This is a genomic window from Paenibacillus graminis (assembly GCF_000758705.1).
In the GTDB taxonomy this organism is placed as follows: domain Bacteria; phylum Bacillota; class Bacilli; order Paenibacillales; family Paenibacillaceae; genus Paenibacillus_AQ; species Paenibacillus_AQ graminis.
Map to the genome: position 1 here is coordinate 5,970,503 of NZ_CP009287.1, position 15,547 is coordinate 5,986,049.

Annotated in this window: 18 protein-coding genes; 11 read left to right on the forward strand and 7 right to left on the reverse strand. The window is 50.4% G+C overall.

The features are described from left to right. Nucleotides 1–76: 76 nt before the first annotated feature. Both PGRAT_RS35005 and PGRAT_RS25845 read left to right on the forward strand, forming a co-directional pair. Nucleotides 77–202, forward strand: a complete 126-nt coding sequence (locus tag PGRAT_RS35005) for a YjcZ family sporulation protein (RefSeq protein WP_420329530.1) — start codon at nt 77–79, stop codon at nt 200–202. 185 nt (nt 203–387) lie between these two features. Beyond that, on the forward strand, nt 388–744 hold the full coding sequence (locus tag PGRAT_RS25845) for a DNA primase (RefSeq protein ID WP_025706834.1): 357 nt from the start codon (nt 388–390) through the stop codon (nt 742–744). Nucleotides 745–1,183: 439 nt separating this feature from the next. Here PGRAT_RS25845 and PGRAT_RS25850 read toward each other — a convergent pair whose 3' ends face one another. Both PGRAT_RS25850 and cyoE read right to left on the reverse strand, forming a co-directional pair. Continuing rightward, a complete protein-coding gene (locus PGRAT_RS25850) occupies nt 1,184–1,801 on the reverse strand; it encodes an SCO family protein (RefSeq protein WP_036705822.1) in 618 nt (205 codons plus the stop codon). A 15-nt stretch (nt 1,802–1,816) separates the two neighbouring features. Further along, nucleotides 1,817–2,749 (reverse strand): heme o synthase, encoded by a 933-nt coding sequence (gene cyoE, locus PGRAT_RS25855; RefSeq protein ID WP_042267436.1) that lies wholly within the window; start codon nt 2,747–2,749, stop codon nt 1,817–1,819. 259 nt (nt 2,750–3,008) lie between these two features. Here cyoE and PGRAT_RS25860 point away from each other — a divergent pair, with 259 nt between their 5' ends. Together PGRAT_RS25860 and PGRAT_RS25865 are read left to right on the forward strand one after the other, a co-directional pair. Next, complete coding sequence (locus PGRAT_RS25860; protein ID WP_025707478.1) at nt 3,009–4,013, forward strand: metal-dependent hydrolase; 1,005 nt, start codon at nt 3,009–3,011, stop codon at nt 4,011–4,013. Between the two features lie 179 nt (nt 4,014–4,192). After that, a complete protein-coding gene (locus tag PGRAT_RS25865) occupies nt 4,193–4,387 on the forward strand; it encodes a DUF5325 family protein (RefSeq protein WP_025707479.1) in 195 nt (64 codons plus the stop codon). Here the strand turns inward: PGRAT_RS25865 and trpS are convergent. Further along, nucleotides 4,384–5,373, reverse strand: coding sequence for a tryptophan--tRNA ligase (gene trpS / locus PGRAT_RS25870; RefSeq protein ID WP_025707480.1), 990 nt, complete (start codon nt 5,371–5,373; stop codon nt 4,384–4,386). The genes PGRAT_RS25865 and trpS overlap by 4 nt on opposite strands. A 435-nt stretch (nt 5,374–5,808) precedes the next feature. On the opposite strand from trpS, the gene PGRAT_RS25875 reads away from it, so the two are divergent. Further along, nucleotides 5,809–6,783 (forward strand): aldose 1-epimerase, encoded by a 975-nt coding sequence (locus tag PGRAT_RS25875; RefSeq protein ID WP_025707481.1) that lies wholly within the window; start codon nt 5,809–5,811, stop codon nt 6,781–6,783. 101 nt (nt 6,784–6,884) lie between these two features. Continuing rightward, entirely contained in the window at nt 6,885–7,121 is a 237-nt protein-coding gene (locus PGRAT_RS25880) for an alpha/beta-type small acid-soluble spore protein (RefSeq protein ID WP_025707482.1), read from the forward strand. A gap of 120 nt (nt 7,122–7,241) precedes the next feature. Here the strand turns inward: PGRAT_RS25880 and PGRAT_RS25885 are convergent, their stop codons facing one another. Next, nucleotides 7,242–7,652 carry a hypothetical protein gene (locus PGRAT_RS25885; protein ID WP_025707483.1) on the reverse strand — a complete coding sequence of 137 codons (411 nt, stop codon included), beginning with the start codon at nt 7,650–7,652 and terminating at the stop codon, nt 7,242–7,244. 377 nt (nt 7,653–8,029) lie between these two features. Then, nucleotides 8,030–9,829 carry a M3 family oligoendopeptidase gene (locus PGRAT_RS25890; protein ID WP_025707484.1) on the reverse strand — a complete coding sequence of 600 codons (1,800 nt, stop codon included), beginning with the start codon at nt 9,827–9,829 and terminating at the stop codon, nt 8,030–8,032. Between the two features lie 103 nt (nt 9,830–9,932). On the opposite strand from PGRAT_RS25890, the gene PGRAT_RS25895 reads away from it, so the two are divergent. Continuing rightward, nucleotides 9,933–10,124: a YycC family protein gene (locus PGRAT_RS25895; protein WP_025707485.1), complete on the forward strand. Its 192-nt coding sequence runs from the start codon at nt 9,933–9,935 to the stop codon at nt 10,122–10,124. Then, nucleotides 10,121–10,351, forward strand: a complete 231-nt coding sequence (locus PGRAT_RS25900; RefSeq protein WP_025707486.1) for a hypothetical protein — start codon at nt 10,121–10,123, stop codon at nt 10,349–10,351. Before PGRAT_RS25895 ends, PGRAT_RS25900 begins: the two co-directional genes overlap by 4 nt. 82 nt (nt 10,352–10,433) lie before the next feature. Here the strand turns inward: PGRAT_RS25900 and PGRAT_RS25905 are convergent, their stop codons facing one another. Beyond that, nucleotides 10,434–11,147 carry a DUF2225 domain-containing protein gene (locus tag PGRAT_RS25905; protein ID WP_042267440.1) on the reverse strand — a complete coding sequence of 238 codons (714 nt, stop codon included), beginning with the start codon at nt 11,145–11,147 and terminating at the stop codon, nt 10,434–10,436. A gap of 21 nt (nt 11,148–11,168) precedes the next feature. Continuing rightward, nucleotides 11,169–11,552, reverse strand: coding sequence for a globin domain-containing protein (locus PGRAT_RS25910; RefSeq protein WP_025707015.1), 384 nt, complete (start codon nt 11,550–11,552; stop codon nt 11,169–11,171). 404 nt (nt 11,553–11,956) lie between these two features. Here PGRAT_RS25910 and ylbJ point away from each other — a divergent pair, with 404 nt between their 5' ends. From ylbJ to PGRAT_RS31895, 3 genes are all read left to right on the forward strand, one after another. Further along, a complete protein-coding gene (gene ylbJ, locus PGRAT_RS25915) occupies nt 11,957–13,222 on the forward strand; it encodes a sporulation integral membrane protein YlbJ (protein WP_025707016.1) in 1,266 nt (421 codons plus the stop codon). Nucleotides 13,223–13,308: 86 nt separating this feature from the next. Beyond that, the gene (locus PGRAT_RS25920; RefSeq protein WP_025707017.1) at nt 13,309–14,112 is read left to right on the forward strand and encodes an NAD kinase; all 804 of its coding nucleotides are present in this window, start codon (nt 13,309–13,311) and stop codon (nt 14,110–14,112) included. A gap of 222 nt (nt 14,113–14,334) precedes the next feature. Beyond that, a complete protein-coding gene (locus PGRAT_RS31895) occupies nt 14,335–15,513 on the forward strand; it encodes a copper amine oxidase N-terminal domain-containing protein (protein WP_025707018.1) in 1,179 nt (392 codons plus the stop codon). Nucleotides 15,514–15,547: the final 34 nt, after the last annotated feature.

A 15,547-nucleotide genomic window follows, 5' to 3' on the forward strand; every position in this document is an offset into this window, starting at 1 on the left:
GCATACAAACTATTTAATGCAAATGACATAATATACATTGTAACCACCCCAATGTCGAAAGCGTGGTGAATCCTTGATGGGCGAATATTGCGGTCCGGGCCCGAACCCCGCTCCCGTTGCTACTCCACTTTGGACTTCTACAGGTACTATTCTGGTGCTCTTCATTCTGCTGGTCATCATCCTCAGTGCCGGAATATTCTAAGTTTTGTCCGCATTTGCCGAATTGGCAAATCCCCAGCAATCACCCGGTTCAGCAGCCGGGTGATTGTTTCTTTTTACGACATTTCCCGGGGAATGAAAATTCATTATGTCCTTTCGCTATTAAATATGACGACTCTTAGGTAAAATATCGACATAGACACCTTACACCGGGGAGGCTCACAGATAATGTCCATAACCATCATTGTGGAAGGAAAAAACGACCGCAGCAGATTACGGCGAATTCTTGCTCCAGAGGTCGACATCCAGTGTACGTTCGGCACATTGAATACGCTGAAGCTGGAGACACTGCGGCGCAAAATAGGAGATGGGGAAGTCTACCTCTACATGGATAATGACAGCTCGGGCAAAAAAATCCGCGGCATTCTGCGCGATGCTTTTCCGGATGCCGTCCATATTTATACCCGGAAAGGTTATGCCGGAGTAGAAGGCACCCCGGATGAATACAGCATCACCCAGCTGGAGAAAGCCGGGCTGGAGGAGTTCATTATTTATCCTGAGCCTTTACCTTACTTGGAGCCGTAGCGAAAGCTGGACGACGAGCAGAAAGATGAAATCCGGCTTCAACTGGGCCAGTATCTAATCCATGTGAAAAAAAGTGAACTTAAATCACTCCATTCCGCTTCCCTGCATGCGTCAACTGGAAAAAGGACAACTAATCTGCCCCATTCGTACACTTACCCGTGAATTTGTTCATTTTAAGTTTACTTTTTCCACTATTGCCTCAGCAAGAGGCTTCTTTGTTTCATTTAAGTATACTAATTCCACTTCACCTTCCCTTTACAACAAGCAGAAACAACGGCTGCACCGTCTTAAAAGGACGGGAGCCGTTTCTGCGAGAAATATAAAGATAAAGTGTAGTGTAAAACTTATACATTCATATATTTCAACAAAAAAACGCCTATTCCGTCCCCCGCGTTTCAGACGCAAGAGTTCGAACAAGGCGTTATTTCCTTCTATTTTATTACTCGCGGGCCAATTTTTTCAGCGCACCGGCCAAAAATTCAGGCGTCACGTTTTCTGTATCTCCGGCATCATATAATCCCCGCAGCCGGTTGTCCCGGTCCACCAGACCGATCAGGTTGGCATGGGCAAAGTTATCCTTGTTGTCCCCATAAATCAATACCTTGAAGGATTCAGCTGCCAGCGTGCGGACCTGCTCCTGATCCCCCCGCAAAAAATACCAGCCGCTGTAATCGGCGTGAAAGCGGTCTGCAAACGCTTTAATCGCTTCACGCGTATCATTCAAGGGGTCAAAAGAAATGGAGACGAACTCCACATCCTTGCCGAAGCTTCCGTCCTTCGTTAGCAGATCCTGTGTCTGCGACAGCATATAGGTAGTGATGGGACACACATCCGGACATTCCGTGAAGAAGAAATAGACGAGTCTGGGCTTCCCTTCCGTATCCGCCAGTGTGATTTGCTTGCCATCCACATTTTCCAATGAGAAGTCCTGTACTTCACCGATTACCGGCAATTTGTCATTTCCTTTGTTCCAAAAACCAACTGCCAGATAAACCGCCAAGCCTACGGCGACCAGCAGCATCAGCCAGGTCCATTTGTAGCGTTTCAAGGTCTGCACAGGACAATCTCCCCTTTAACCGTGAATCGTATTCAGTACAAGCACAATCAGACTGACTGTCAGGTAATTAATGGAGAAAAAGAAATTCTGTTTCGCCCAAGCATCGTCATCCTTCGCTTTGAATCCCTTTAAGGTCAGGTACAGCCAGGCCAGCGACAATCCCGTAGAAATGACCAGGTAAAAGATTCCTGCGTAATCGTAAACATACATTAATACCGGAATGGGCAGCAGCAACGCTACATAAGGAATCATTTGAAACTTCGTGCGCCTCGTGCCTTTGACTACCGGCAGCAGAGGGAAACCCGCTGCGCGGTACTCTTCCTTGCGGCGGATGCCAAGCGCCCAGAAATGCGGCGGCTGCCACAGAAACAACATCGCAAACAGCAGCCAGGCCCCTAAGTCCACTGACCCGCTAACAGCCACATAACCGATAACCGGAGGCATCGCACCTGAAATTGCTCCTACCGATGTACTCCATGTAGATGTTCTTTTGAGCCAAAGGGTGTACACTACTACATATACAAACATGCCGACGATGCCGAAGATTCCGGCAAGCATGCCGCAAAATGTAAAAAGCACGGCAAGGCCGGCTATGCCAAGGCCTATGGCGTAGATCAGTACCGTTTTCGGCTTCAGTCTACCCGTTGGCAGACCGCGTTCACGTGTTCTTTCCATTTTCATATCCAGATCACGGTCGAAATAGTTATTGAATACACAGGCAGAAGCCATCACCAGCATGGTGCCGAGCAGGGTCAGAATAAGCCGCCCGTACTGCACATCCCAGCCTGAAGCCACCCAGTATCCCGCAAAAGCAGCGATCAGATTCGAGCGGATAATGCCGGGCTTCGTCACGGTAATGAAATCCCGCCAGCCGGCGCCTTCCTTGGGCGATTTGGCAGACAGCGCTGCGGAATCTGAAGAAGCTTGATATCTCAATTGATTGTCCACGATTGGTGTTCCTCCTTCTAAGGGACTTCTACGTTCCGCCGGAGCATAAAATCGGAATTAACGTTCTCAGTTGAGAATATTATTCACTCTGCTGTTAACTTTATCATATCAAACCGGAAAAGAGTTTGACAATCATGGACCAAGATGTTCATCAATTTGACAATTGCGTGACAATATTTATTTTGCCCCCCCTAAATAACTGGACGTCAAATTGGGTAGTTATTAATAGAGAACTTCCGTACAAAGGAGATCTGACCAAATGGATACCGCTACACATTTCGTTATGGGCCTGGGACTTGCTGGACTGTCCTTCGTCGATCCCGTCGTTGCCTCCCAGCCAACCTTAGCCGGGGCTGTCATGGTCGCTACCGTACTGGCCTCTCAAGCACCCGACGCTGATACCGCGCTGCGTCTGAAGGGAAACGCGCTGTACATCCGCAACCATCGGGGAATCACACATTCACTGCCGTTTTTACTGCTGTGGCCTGCCCTGATCACTTTGGTTATAGGACCGATCTTCGGGTTCACAGATCTTCATTATCTAAGCCATATCGCCCTGTGGAGCTTCATCGGCGTAGCTGTTCATGTATTCACCGATCTGTTCAATACTTACGGTACGCAGGCTGCACGTCCCTTTACGGAGAAGTGGATCGCCTGGAACATTATCCACATCTTTGATCCGTTTATATTTGGCAGCCATGCAGCGGCCATTATTCTCTGGGTCAGCGGGATCATTCCGCCAGCTCCGTTATTCATTACCTTGTATGCCTGCATCGCGCTTTATTATATTTGGCGGACAATGGTGCACGCGCGGCTGACAAGGAAACTTAAGACCAAGGATATCCACCACAGCGCCGGTGAACGCTATTTTGTAATTCCGACCATATCGCCCACGCGCTGGAATGTGGTTAAGGCCAAAACAGACGGCAGCTATACTATCGGTCTGCTGAACAGCGGACGGCTTGAATGGTTTAAGCATGCGGTGTGCTCCACTCACCCCGCAGTTGAACATTCCAAAAGCCATCCGGATATCAAGGCCTTTCTGTACTTTACCTCCTACGCGGTAGCCGAGGTCGAGGAACTTCCCTCTGGTTATATTGTACGCTGGGGGGATGTGCGTTATTTACACCGCAAGCAATTCCCGTTTGTTGCAGTACTGGTTATGGATAACCAATATCATCCGCTTAACACCTATGTTGGCTGGTTAAGCAGCGAGAAGCTGGATGAACGGTTCGCCATGGACCCGGGTTCCATGAAGCTTTAGGTTTTGAAGGTGTGGTTGAATACTCGTCCCTTGACGCCTGCCAGCGCTTAGGGCACAATCACCATAAAACGTTTTCACTATCCTTAAATTTAAAAATCCCGCTGTGCGGAAAATGCACAGCGGGAAATTCAAGATCGTTCAGTACATCAATTACCGCAAAGGAAAGAAGGCTGACATTTATGGGTAAAGGCTTATCCCTCTGGTTCGCGGTTTCTTCCATTCTCCTCCTGACTGCAGCCTCCATCTCCATCAGTTCTAATATTTGGCTGGCGCTGCTGTTGGGAGTCTTATGCATTTTGAATATTGGCTGGGGCTTTATCCTCAAAGCCAGACTGAGACGCAAGGCAGAGACCGAGGCACACCAGTCTTCCTAGCGCAGCGGCAGGAATCCCATCTTCTCTTTGACACCAGCAAGCGTCTTGGCAGCGACTCCACGGGCACGTTCTGCTCCTTCAGCGAGAATATCGCTCAGGGCGCCGGAGCTGCGGATCTCCCGGTATTTCTGCTGGAGAGGCTCTAGAGTAGCCACCAGAACCTCGCCCAGATCCTTTTTGAAGCCCCCGTACATTTGGCCCTCATACCGGTCGGCAATCTGCTGCAGGGTCATTCCCGAGCATTCAGCATAGATGCTCATCAGGTTGCTGATCTCAGGCTTGTTCGCCGGATCAAAGATAACCTCACGGCCCGAGTCGGTTGTGGCACGGGCTATTTTTTTGCGGATCACATCGGGCGGGTCCAGCAGTGCGATATAGCTGCCAGGATTCGGGTTGCTTTTACTCATCTTTTTGGTTCCGTCATCCAAGGACATAATACGCGCACCGACTTCAGGAATGTAAGGCTCGGGAACGGTGAAGAATTCGCCAAAGCGGTGGTTGAAACGCCCAGCCAAATCACGTGTCAGCTCCAGATGCTGCTTCTGGTCTTCCCCAACCGGAACCAGGTCTGCATTGTAGATCAGAATATCAGCGGCCATCAGCGAAGGATATACGAACAAACCTGCACCGACAGAATCTTTGCCTGAAGATTTGTCCTTGAACTGGGTCATCCGCTCCAGCTCGCCCATCGCTGTAAGGGTGGTCATAATCCAGCCCAGTTCAGCATGCTGTTGTACGTGCGACTGCATATAGACATTGGAGATTTGGGGATTGATTCCGGCTGCAAGATACAGCGCCGCTACAGATTCGGAATTTTCACGCAGCGCGGCAGGGTCCTGTGAGACTGTGATGGCATGCAGATCGACGACCATAAAGTAACATTCATGCTCCTCCTGCAGTTTGACAAAATTTTTGATCGCACCGATATAGTTCCCCAAGGTCAGTGAACCGCTCGGCTGAATGCCGGACAATACTTTTTTAGCCATAATATTCCCTCCGATTTATGTTTTCATTTGAGCCGCAGCACGCAAAAAGGCCCCACATCCGCAAGGGACGTGAGACCGTGGTGCCACCCTTATTCGCTGTATGAAGCCCTTCTCAGAGAACAGTTACATACAGCCTTGACTTCCGTTAACGGGGAAGAGCCGGCCGGTCTACAAAAGCTCTGCAGCCTGTTCGAACACGGCGCTCATGGGTCCATTCAGCCTGGAGTGATCCACCGGTTCGCATCAACCACCGGCTTTCTGAAGGTGCTGCTCCCGCCTACTTGTCCCTGTCATCGCATTGTCATTTTCATGAATGCATCCATCATAGTGCGAACCGGGGAAGTTGTCAAATGACTAACCACAAGTACATAAATCTGGTATGATAAGGGTATCCGTGTCTATCCGATTACAGCTAATCAAAGGAGCATACTTCTCATGAAACAGGTGACCAAAGGGCAGTGGGGCGGTTATGATACATATATTTTGCATAGCCGTGAGCTGGAAGTCACGCTTTTGCCGCGACTGGGTAACAACGTCATTTCTTTGTGGGACCATAAGCAAAACCGTGAAATTCTTCGCAAGCCGGAAGAGAACGACCTCTCCTATTACCTTCAGAAGCCTTATCATTTCGGCATGCCGCTCCTGATTCCGCCCGGACGCATCCGCCAGGGGCAATTCCAGTTCGAAGGCAAAGCCTATCAGTTCGAGCAGAATGCTGCGGGAGGCCACCATATTCACGGCCTGCACCGGACACAATCCTGGTGCGTCAGTGATATTGAAGAAGACGAAGAAGGCTGCGCGGTGACAACTGAATTCAATACCGCGGATGATCCCCGCTGGATGGAGCAATTCCCCGTCCCTCTGAAGCTTGAGATGACGTTCCGATTGCAGGATAACCGTTTCAGGCAAACCCTAAAAGTAAGCCATCAGGGAACCGCCCGTGTCCCTTTTGGAATCGGCTATCATACCTGGTTTATGATTGATGGCGAGCCAGGCCGCTGGAAGCTTAAGCTTCCAGCCGAAAATGTCTATGAATTGAATGATGAACTGCTGACAAGCGGCAATCTGCTGCCTCTCGGTGAGCTTGAAGCCCTGAATCAAGGCTTAGGACTTCAGGGGATCAAGCTGGACACTGTGCTGCGCATAGGAGACCAGCAGCCCGCTGAGGCAGTGCTGACAAGGGATGACGGCTACGTCCTGCGCTATACTGCAGACCAGGAATTCTTCCGCCATTGGGTAGTGTACACCAATGGGACGGCAGACCAATTTCTGTGCATTGAGCCCTATACCTGGCTTCCTGATGGGCCAAACCTCGGGAAGAATGCTGCTTTTACAGGCATCATTACCTTGGAGCCCCGGCAGACTATTGCGGTTTCAAGCAGTCTAGAAGTAGTCAGTCCCGAACTATAAATTTCATATAATTACCACCCTTAAAAACTTCTGAACCCGTGCATGAATTCCTCTCCCAGCGCTCATACTATCTTCACAACGGGCGAAGGAGGTGAACAAACATGGGTCAAGCAGGTCAACAAGGTCGTGGTAGCCGTTCCAATAACCTGGTCGTTCCTCAAGCGAATGCAGCGCTGCAGCAGTTGAAATATGAAGCAGCACAGGAGCTTGGAGTAACTATCCCAGCTGACGGTTATTATGGGAACTATACTTCCCGCGAAACCGGTTCTTTGGGAGGATACATCACCAAACGTCTGGTGCAACTGGCAGAGCAGCAACTGTCTGGTCGTTCGCAGTAACAGCCTTATCATAAGTATTCCGCCAGGCTGAATGCCTGATGCGGACCCGTTTAACAGCCCTCCTGCACTTCTCTCCGAAGTGCAGGAGGGCTTTTGCTTGCGCACATCTATATGTATAACTCAACCGTAAAATTGATCGGGCTTGTCGGATTGGACATTGCGCGGATATCGGATCATCAAATTAGCCATATTGTAATTAGATTCCAGTGTGGCGTCCACGACCACCATTCCCTGGCGGACTGCAAATTCATAGCTGATTTCACCGTGCGTCCAGCGCCGCTTATATTTCAGGCTCTCCAGTGCCATAAGCCGGAAAGAAGATTGCTGTACGGTATTCAGCCCCTCCTGATCTGCAGCGAACGTTCCGCTCCGGCCGGCCAGGGGATTATGGCGTATTCCGAACTTTCCTATGACGTTATTCCTGATTTGTACAAAGAGCGTGCCAGAAGACAATCCTGACAGTTCCTCCTGCAGTTCCTTAAATACTAAGTCAATCTGTCTTGCCAGTGAAAGTTGTTCCGTTCTTAGCATGTGTATCCTCCTAAAATTTAGAAAAATAGGTTAAGAAAAATTTGTTTCATACGCATCACATTAGTAGGTGAGTCAAAACTCCTTGGTTCTTTTTCCTACAAAATCTGCTTCCTTACAGCCTTTATATAAGGCTTTAGGCTCATTATAGGCCACTAAGTACAAGCCTTCAACATTATTCACCATAAATGGGTGTTTATCCCTATATGTGCGTGATTTTCGTTATTTTATTGTATATAACCTTCTAACAATCGTCTTATTTCGACAGCATTCCAGCATAAAAAAAGACCCCTAAACAGGGGTCTTGCGCGTTAATACAAGGTTTCCAAGCCTTTGCAGTTGCCTGGGGAAACATGAACTGTCTTTGTTCTGACAAACTTTTAGGCCGAATGCTCCGTCAATTTCAAAAATTCGTTGATATCGGCGATAATCAAATCTGCTGCGCCCTGCCAGAAATCCGGCTGAGTCAGATCCACGCCAAGGTGCCTCTGGACCAGCTCCTCCAGCGTCATGATGCCGGTGTCACGCAGCAGGCTGTCATACTTATCGGCAAAGGATGTTCCTTCCTGCAGCGCAATCCGGTATAGCCCTGTACTGAACATGTAACCAACGGTATACGGGAAGTTATAGAACGGGACATCTGTAATATAAAAATGCAGCTTGGACGCCCAGAAATGCGGATGGTATTCGGATAGAACCCCGCAGAAAGCTTCCTTCTGCGCTTCAACCATCAGCGCTGACAGTTCTTCGGCATTTACAAGGCCCTGCTTCCGCTTCTCATAAAAACGGGTTTCAAACAAAAAGCGGGCATGGATATTCATGAAGAAGGCTACACTATTCTGGATTTTCGCCTCAAGCAGGGCAATCTTCTCCTCGTTACTTGCGGCAGCCTTCACCTGGGCATCGGCCACAATGACCTCTGCGAAGGTTGAAGCGGTCTCCGCGACATTCATAGCATAGTTCTGATTGAATACCGGAAGATCCTCCAGCAGGTAGGAGTGATAAGCATGTCCAAGCTCATGTGCCAGTGTCGACACATTGGATGGAGTGCCGCTGTAAGTCATAAAAATACGTGATTCCTTGCTCTCCGGAAAGGATACGCAGAATCCGCCGGGGCGTTTGCCTGGACGGTCTTCGACTTCGATCCAATTGCTGTCGAAAGCACGCTCGGCAAAATCCGCCAGCTTCGGACTAAAATTACGGAATTGTGCCACAATATCTTTTGCTGCCGTATCATAGGGGATTTTGCCGGTGGACTTGCCTACCGGAGCTTCCACATCCACCCAGGCCAGGGATTCCAGTCCGAGCAGCTTGGCTTTACGGCTCAAGTAGGAGACCAGTGCAGGCTTGGCTTTGGTAATGACATCCCACATTGTGTCCAGCGAAGCGCGGGACATGCGGTTAATGGCCAGCGGCTCCTTCACTACATCCTCCCAGCCACGGCCTTTGTACAGATTCAGACGGAATCCCGCCAAATGATTGAGGGTATCCGCACAATAATCCGCAGCGCTGCCCCAGGCCTCTTCCCATTTGTGGAACATCGCCTCCCGGACCTTCGGATCAGGGTCGTCCAGCTTGTTGAAGGCTTGTCCGGCAGACAGCATTCTGGTTCCCTCTTCATCCTCACAGGGGATCTGTATGGACCCAACAATGGTTTCATAATGCTCGCTCCAGCCATGGTAGCCGTCAACAGCCAGCGTAAGCGCAAATGACTCCAGCTCAGGACTCATCTTTTCACGGGCCAGATCACGGCTCTCGCTAAGCACGAACTTCAGAGGGGCAATTTCTGGACGGGCCATCCACTCCTGCCATACCTCATCAGAAGTTTGGCGCAGCACATCATCGAACTTGGAGCTGACTCCTTCGAAACCTGCGCGCAGGCCTGCAACCTTGGAGGATAACCGTACGGCACCCTTGTCCTGCTGGTTCTGGGCACCCAGACATCCGGCGAACTCGGATGCCTGTACCAGCCGCCCGGAACAGCTCTGCAGCAGCGCTATTACATCATCCAGTTGCTTGGTGGACTCGATATTTGCCGGTGAAGCCGTTGCAGCAACCTGCTGATCCAATACCCCAATGTCAGTCTCCAGCTGTTTCAAAAAATGCTCGAATTCCGCCGAGGCTGATCCTCCCGGAAATATAGAATCCAGATCCCAGGTCAATGATAAAGGCTGTTTCATCGTATCTCACCTTTCTTTTGTTTACATTTGGTTTTTGTGTTTGGTCTGCGGCCATGGTAAAGTGAATTACAAAAGAGCTGCACATTTATAAGGAGGGCATCCCATGAAGCCACTGCAAATCTCGCCGGAGACGGCGGTTACCCTAGCCAAGCAACTCGGCGTTCCGCTGGAACACTTGATGCATATGCCTCAACATATCTTGCTGCAAAAGATTGCAGAATTATCCAAAAAACAGAGTGAAGGCACCACCGGCAGCGAACCAGAGTCTCAAGCGCCCGAGAAGGGCGAGCAATGATTCCATTCAGCCACACCTGGCCTTATGACATTTTATTGGAAGACCTGTATGTGCAGTATTGTCCGTTCTGCGACAAGGAGAACGTTATTCTGCCTATGAAACCGAAAGAACTGCAGACCGTCCGCGAAGGTAAAAAAAAGCTGCTGGTCTTCCCCTGCTGCAAAACGAGTCTGACGGTAATCGACACGGATACAGACTACCTGCTGTTTGACCGGGCTGTACGCTGAAATTGTGGCACAGGCTCTGCATTTTGTTCCGCTATGGCACGTCTTATAAGCACACCAGGATAAAGATCCTGGTGTGCTTTTTCTATGTACCTGAAGGAAGCCCGTCTTCCTCCGGCTCGCCTCCGTTCATCTGTTCCCGCAAAAGCGCCCACTGTTCCCGGGCTGCCCGGATCATTGCGGCATCCATGATCTTCTGATCATTGATGAGGCGCGAGAACCACTTTACTGCGTTGGAAAATTCACCAATCCGGCGGTATAACTCACCGATCAGATACATTAGACGGGCGTCGTTTCCGCCAATGCCATCGTTTTCGAAGACCTTGATGTACATGCCAAGCGAATAGCGCAGGAAACGCTGCTCCTGTTCCACATCCCCTTGATACCGGTACATCCAGGCAATATGATGCAGAAGACTGGCGATGATCCGGTCCTTGTCCTTGATACTCTGGGCACAGAGCAGTGCTAGCTTGTAGGTCTCAAGTGCAATCTCCCAGCTGCGCTTATCTCCGAAATCCCGGCGGACCCAGCGGCTTCCCACCTGCTCGCGGAATGCCTTACGCTGCCAGTCCGCCAGCTTGTCCGCAGAATTCTCGGTGGAGGCGAAGCCACAGTCCGGGCAGACGCGCACGACATAATAATCGGGATTCTCATCCTTGTAATAGGAGCAGAAGTCCGCATCGCGCCGAACAGCCTTTTTGAGGCTGGGACGGACTCTTGAGGTTGTAAATTCATGTTCACAATTACAGCAGATCACCTTAATAGTGTATAGCGGTATTAATTCCGGCAATGCCCTCATCCTTTCACGATCAACTACGCGTTACTCCTGGGGCATGTTGACAAAATGATGCGCAGGACCCGCAAGGCGGCTTAACACAAATGTACGCAGCGGCTCCTCCACACCCGTTTCCTCCAGCGCCTCTTTCATGCACTCCAGCCATTCCTCCGCACGTTCAGGCGTAATGGGGATATGCATATGTCTTGCTCTCATCATCGGATGTCCATGCAGCTCTGAGTAGAGTGCCGGTCCGCCAAAAAATTGACTCAGGAATTGATACTGTTTCTCCAATACAGGAGTAATATCTGCTGGAAACAGGGGGCCGAGCCGCGGATGAAGCTGCACCTTGGCGTAAAAGGACTCAACCAGCCGGTGAACCCCTTCCGCGCCTCCCAGATTGTCGAAAATGCTGTCGTTTGGATTCATCGGTGATTACCAGCTTTCCTCCGTATTAATGTAACGTCCTTTTTATTATACCAAAATATAAGCTTCACGGTTATCCTGCTTCAGGCACCTTAATGCAACGGATATGTGCAGAAAAAAGACGCTAAACCATTGTTCAGCGCCTTGAGTATTTAATAGGTCCGAAATTCCTCATCACCAGGGGGGACGAGGGAGACCCGGATCACATAGACAAAAGCACAAACCAGAACTCCGGCAACTACACTCATCACCATCACTCCATCCCTTATTAGGTGTGCATTAATTAATTTTATAATACCATAATTTCAGTCAAAAAGCACAGTTAAATGTAACCGCTTTCTCACTTTTTTTGTGCTGTTTGTCCCTGTTTTTGCATACATCTATCCATATACCGGGAGGCGTTGACCATGATTCTGAAAAAAAATTACAGCCCGCTGCTGGGTGTTCTTCTTGCCGGATGTATGCTGCTGATGATGATGAACCCGGCTAGTTCTCTGGATGCAGCCCTCCGCGGGTTATCCGTCTGGTGGGACGTGCTGTTCCCTTCACTGTTTCCGTTCTTTGTGATTTCGGAGATGATGCTGGGTTTCGGGGTAGTCCATCTGTTCGGCGCCCTGCTTGATCCGCTGATGCGTCCGCTTTTTAACATTCCCGGCAGCGGAGGTTTTGTGGCGGCTATGGGTTATGTCTCAGGATACCCCGTCGGCGCCAGATTAACCGCAAAGCTGCGGGAGCAAGGGCTGCTGAGCCGGGTAGAAGGCGAACGTCTCGTGGCCTTCACCACATCATCTGATCCGATCTTCCTGCTCGGCGCGGTCTCAGTAGGTTTTTTTCACGATGCTTCTCTGGGGCTGATTCTTGCGCTCGCCCATTACGGTGGAGGGCTCATTGTAGGACTGCTGATGTCGTTTCACGGCAGACCAAAGAATTCGCCATCCGGACCGCCCCAGTCTGTCCCGCATATAGTTCCACAGCTGCCTAAAGGTGCTGAAGGCGCAGGCAGGCTCCGCTTGGCCCTGCGTTCCATGGCGGAAGCCAGACAGCGGGACGGACGAGGTGTAGGCGAACTCCTGAAGGGAGCGATCCAGTCTTCGCTGCAGCTCATTATTGTTGTGGGCGGGCTCGTTGTCTTCTTCAATGTGCTGATGGAGCTGATGGACCGGGCCGGAATTATGTCCGCACTATTCAGCTTTACAGGAGGGCTGCTCTCGCTGGCGGGATTCCCTGCAGAGCTGTCCACAGCGCTCGTCAGCGGACTTTTTGAGGTAACGCTGGGCACCCGCTCAGCCGGTGCTGCTGCCGCCCCGGTGCCCCTGCAGTTCAAAGTAGCCGCAGCCGCTTGGGTCCTCTCCTGGGGCGGTTTATCCGTGCACGCACAGGTAGCCAGCATTCTGAACGGAACAGGACTCCGCTATCTGCCCTTTTTGGCTGCCAGGCTGGTCCATGCATTCCTGTCGGCAGGACTTGTGCTCCTGCTGTGGAAGCCCATTGCAGGCTCCGGGTCCGGTCTGGACCACAGCTCGGCAACCGCCGCTGCCGGCTTTTCCGCCGCCCCGCTGTCCGGGTTTGCCGCCAGCCTAAGCTGGCTTGGTCTGCTGCTCGGTACAGCTCTGCTGCTCTCGCTGCTGGTGATGCTGCTTCACCGCATCCCGCGTCCAGGACGGCGGCAATGACTTTTTACCACTTCAAATATTGTGTTCCTGGTCCAGATTGATTATGATCGGTGTATGACTGAAACATACAAAGGAGCCTATACATCTTGAGATATTATGTTCTGGACCGCGGTGACGAACTGTCCATCAAACTTGCGGAGCAATTTCACAAGCTGGCAGCGGAGCGGAATCTGGAGCTGGATGCCAAATCTCCGGAAATCGTCATCTCCATTGGCGGAGACGGTACCATGCTGCACGCTTTTCACACGTTTATCGACCAGATTCCCAATCTGGCTTTTGTGGGTGTCCATACCGGGCATCTGGGATTCTATGCGGACTGGAAGGCAGACGAGCTGCCTGCCCTGGCTGATTACATGTGTGGAGCCGGCAGCGCCGAACCGCATAAGCCGCGTATCGTCAAATACCCGCTGCTCGAATTGGAAATCCACAAGAAATCCGGCTCCAGCTCTCATATTGCCCTAAATGAGTTCACACTCAAGGGTGTGGACGGAACAGTGGTGATTCAGGTAGACATCAATGATGTGACCTTCGAGATGTTCCGGGGCGACGGCCTCTGTGTGTCCACACCGTCAGGCAGCACCGCCTACAACAAAAGCCTTGGCGGGGCCATGGTGCACCCCACTATTGAAGCCCTGCAGATTGCCGAGATTGCTTCTATTAACAACCGTGTTTTCCGCACGATGGGCTCGCCGCTGCTGCTGCCCAAGCACCATCATTGCGATATATTTTCACGCAAGGACCAGCGCCTGCTGTTAACGATAGACCATAACAACATACCCGTTGATGATCTGATCTCCGTGCGCTGCCAGGTATCCGACAAAAAAATTAGCTTTGCCAGATACCGCCCGTTTCCCTTCTGGAACCGGGTCCGTGAAGCATTCCTGATCTAGCAGGTTCCATCCAAAATCATATAAGGTGAGGCGGCTCTTAGAGAACCGCCCACCACAGGGAGTAAAGCCGGGGATGCGGACCATCTCCGGCTTTCTCATGCATTTTCAGATATTTTCATTTTATCTGCGCAAGCTTACATGAATGGATAGACAGCAAGAAAATTTCGATGGTATAATGAACCTATTTTACAAAGAGTTGTTATTTAAAGGAGAGAACCATTGTTGAAGAAATTATTGTCGCTCATGGGCATAAGTCTGCTGGCTTTCATGCTGGCGGTTCCCGCTTTTGCCGCAGACAAACCGATCAAAGTCTACATTAATGGAAGCAATGTTGCTTTCACCGCCGGTTCTCCGTATCTGAAGAACAATACTGTTCTTGTTCCTTTTCGTGTCATCTTCGAAAAAATGGGATTGAACGTGCTCTGGGATGCCAAGACAGGAACCGTCACCGGAACAAGCGCCAGCCTTACAATCAGCCTAAAAATCGGCAGCAGCCGGGCAACGGTTAACAATCTGGTCAAGAAGCTGGCCACCGCTCCAAGCTCCATCAGCGGCACCACATACATACCCTTGCGTTTCGTGGCCGAGGCTACCGGAGGTACAGCTGTCTGGGATGCGGCCAGCAGAAGCGTAAAGATTGATACCCCCAAAGCCCAAGATAACAGTGAACAGCAAATTACAGACCTTATGCATTTATCCAATGAATATTTCAATTCCGAGAATGCATCAGGCTACTATTCGCTCGTCGCCTTCAATTCAGTCCCTGCCGGTTCGGTTGACAATTTGAAGGAATACTTCAAAAGGTATGATATGGTCAACACCATCGAAAGCCTCGATATCCTGACCCTTCAAGGCAATGAAGCCGTTGTGCATACCGTGGAGAAATCTGTGCGCAAGGGAGGAGATTACCTGCCTGATGAGCGGTATGAGTACCTGCATACCCTCGTCCGCAAGAATGGAGTATGGAAAATCGAAAGCTCCGAGCTACAGGACAGCTCTGTTTTGCTTACACCTGAACAAGGGAAAACGGCCGCCGTGGTTCCACAAAGCGACGATTCCGCTATTAAAGACAGCCTCAGCAAGTATTACGCAGCCAGAAACGCCAAAAATATGGACGGCACCCTTGCCCAGCTTACCTACTACGGGGAAGAATATGAAGCTTCCATGAAAGATGCCCTAACCGAGTATTTTGATGGCTATAATCTTACTGACACGCCCAATAGCTCCAATATCTTCTATTATACTCCGGATGAGGCTGCCCTATATGTGGAGTCTTCTGTCAAGGATGCTGATTCAGGTAAGGACTATACGCAATCTTCTATTTTTATTTTCTCCAAATCCAGCAGTGGTCAATGGACCATCGATGATTCTTACATAGTTTCCTATTCCGATAAAAAGTAATTCCTAATAAATCATATAAAAAAGGGTGTATGCA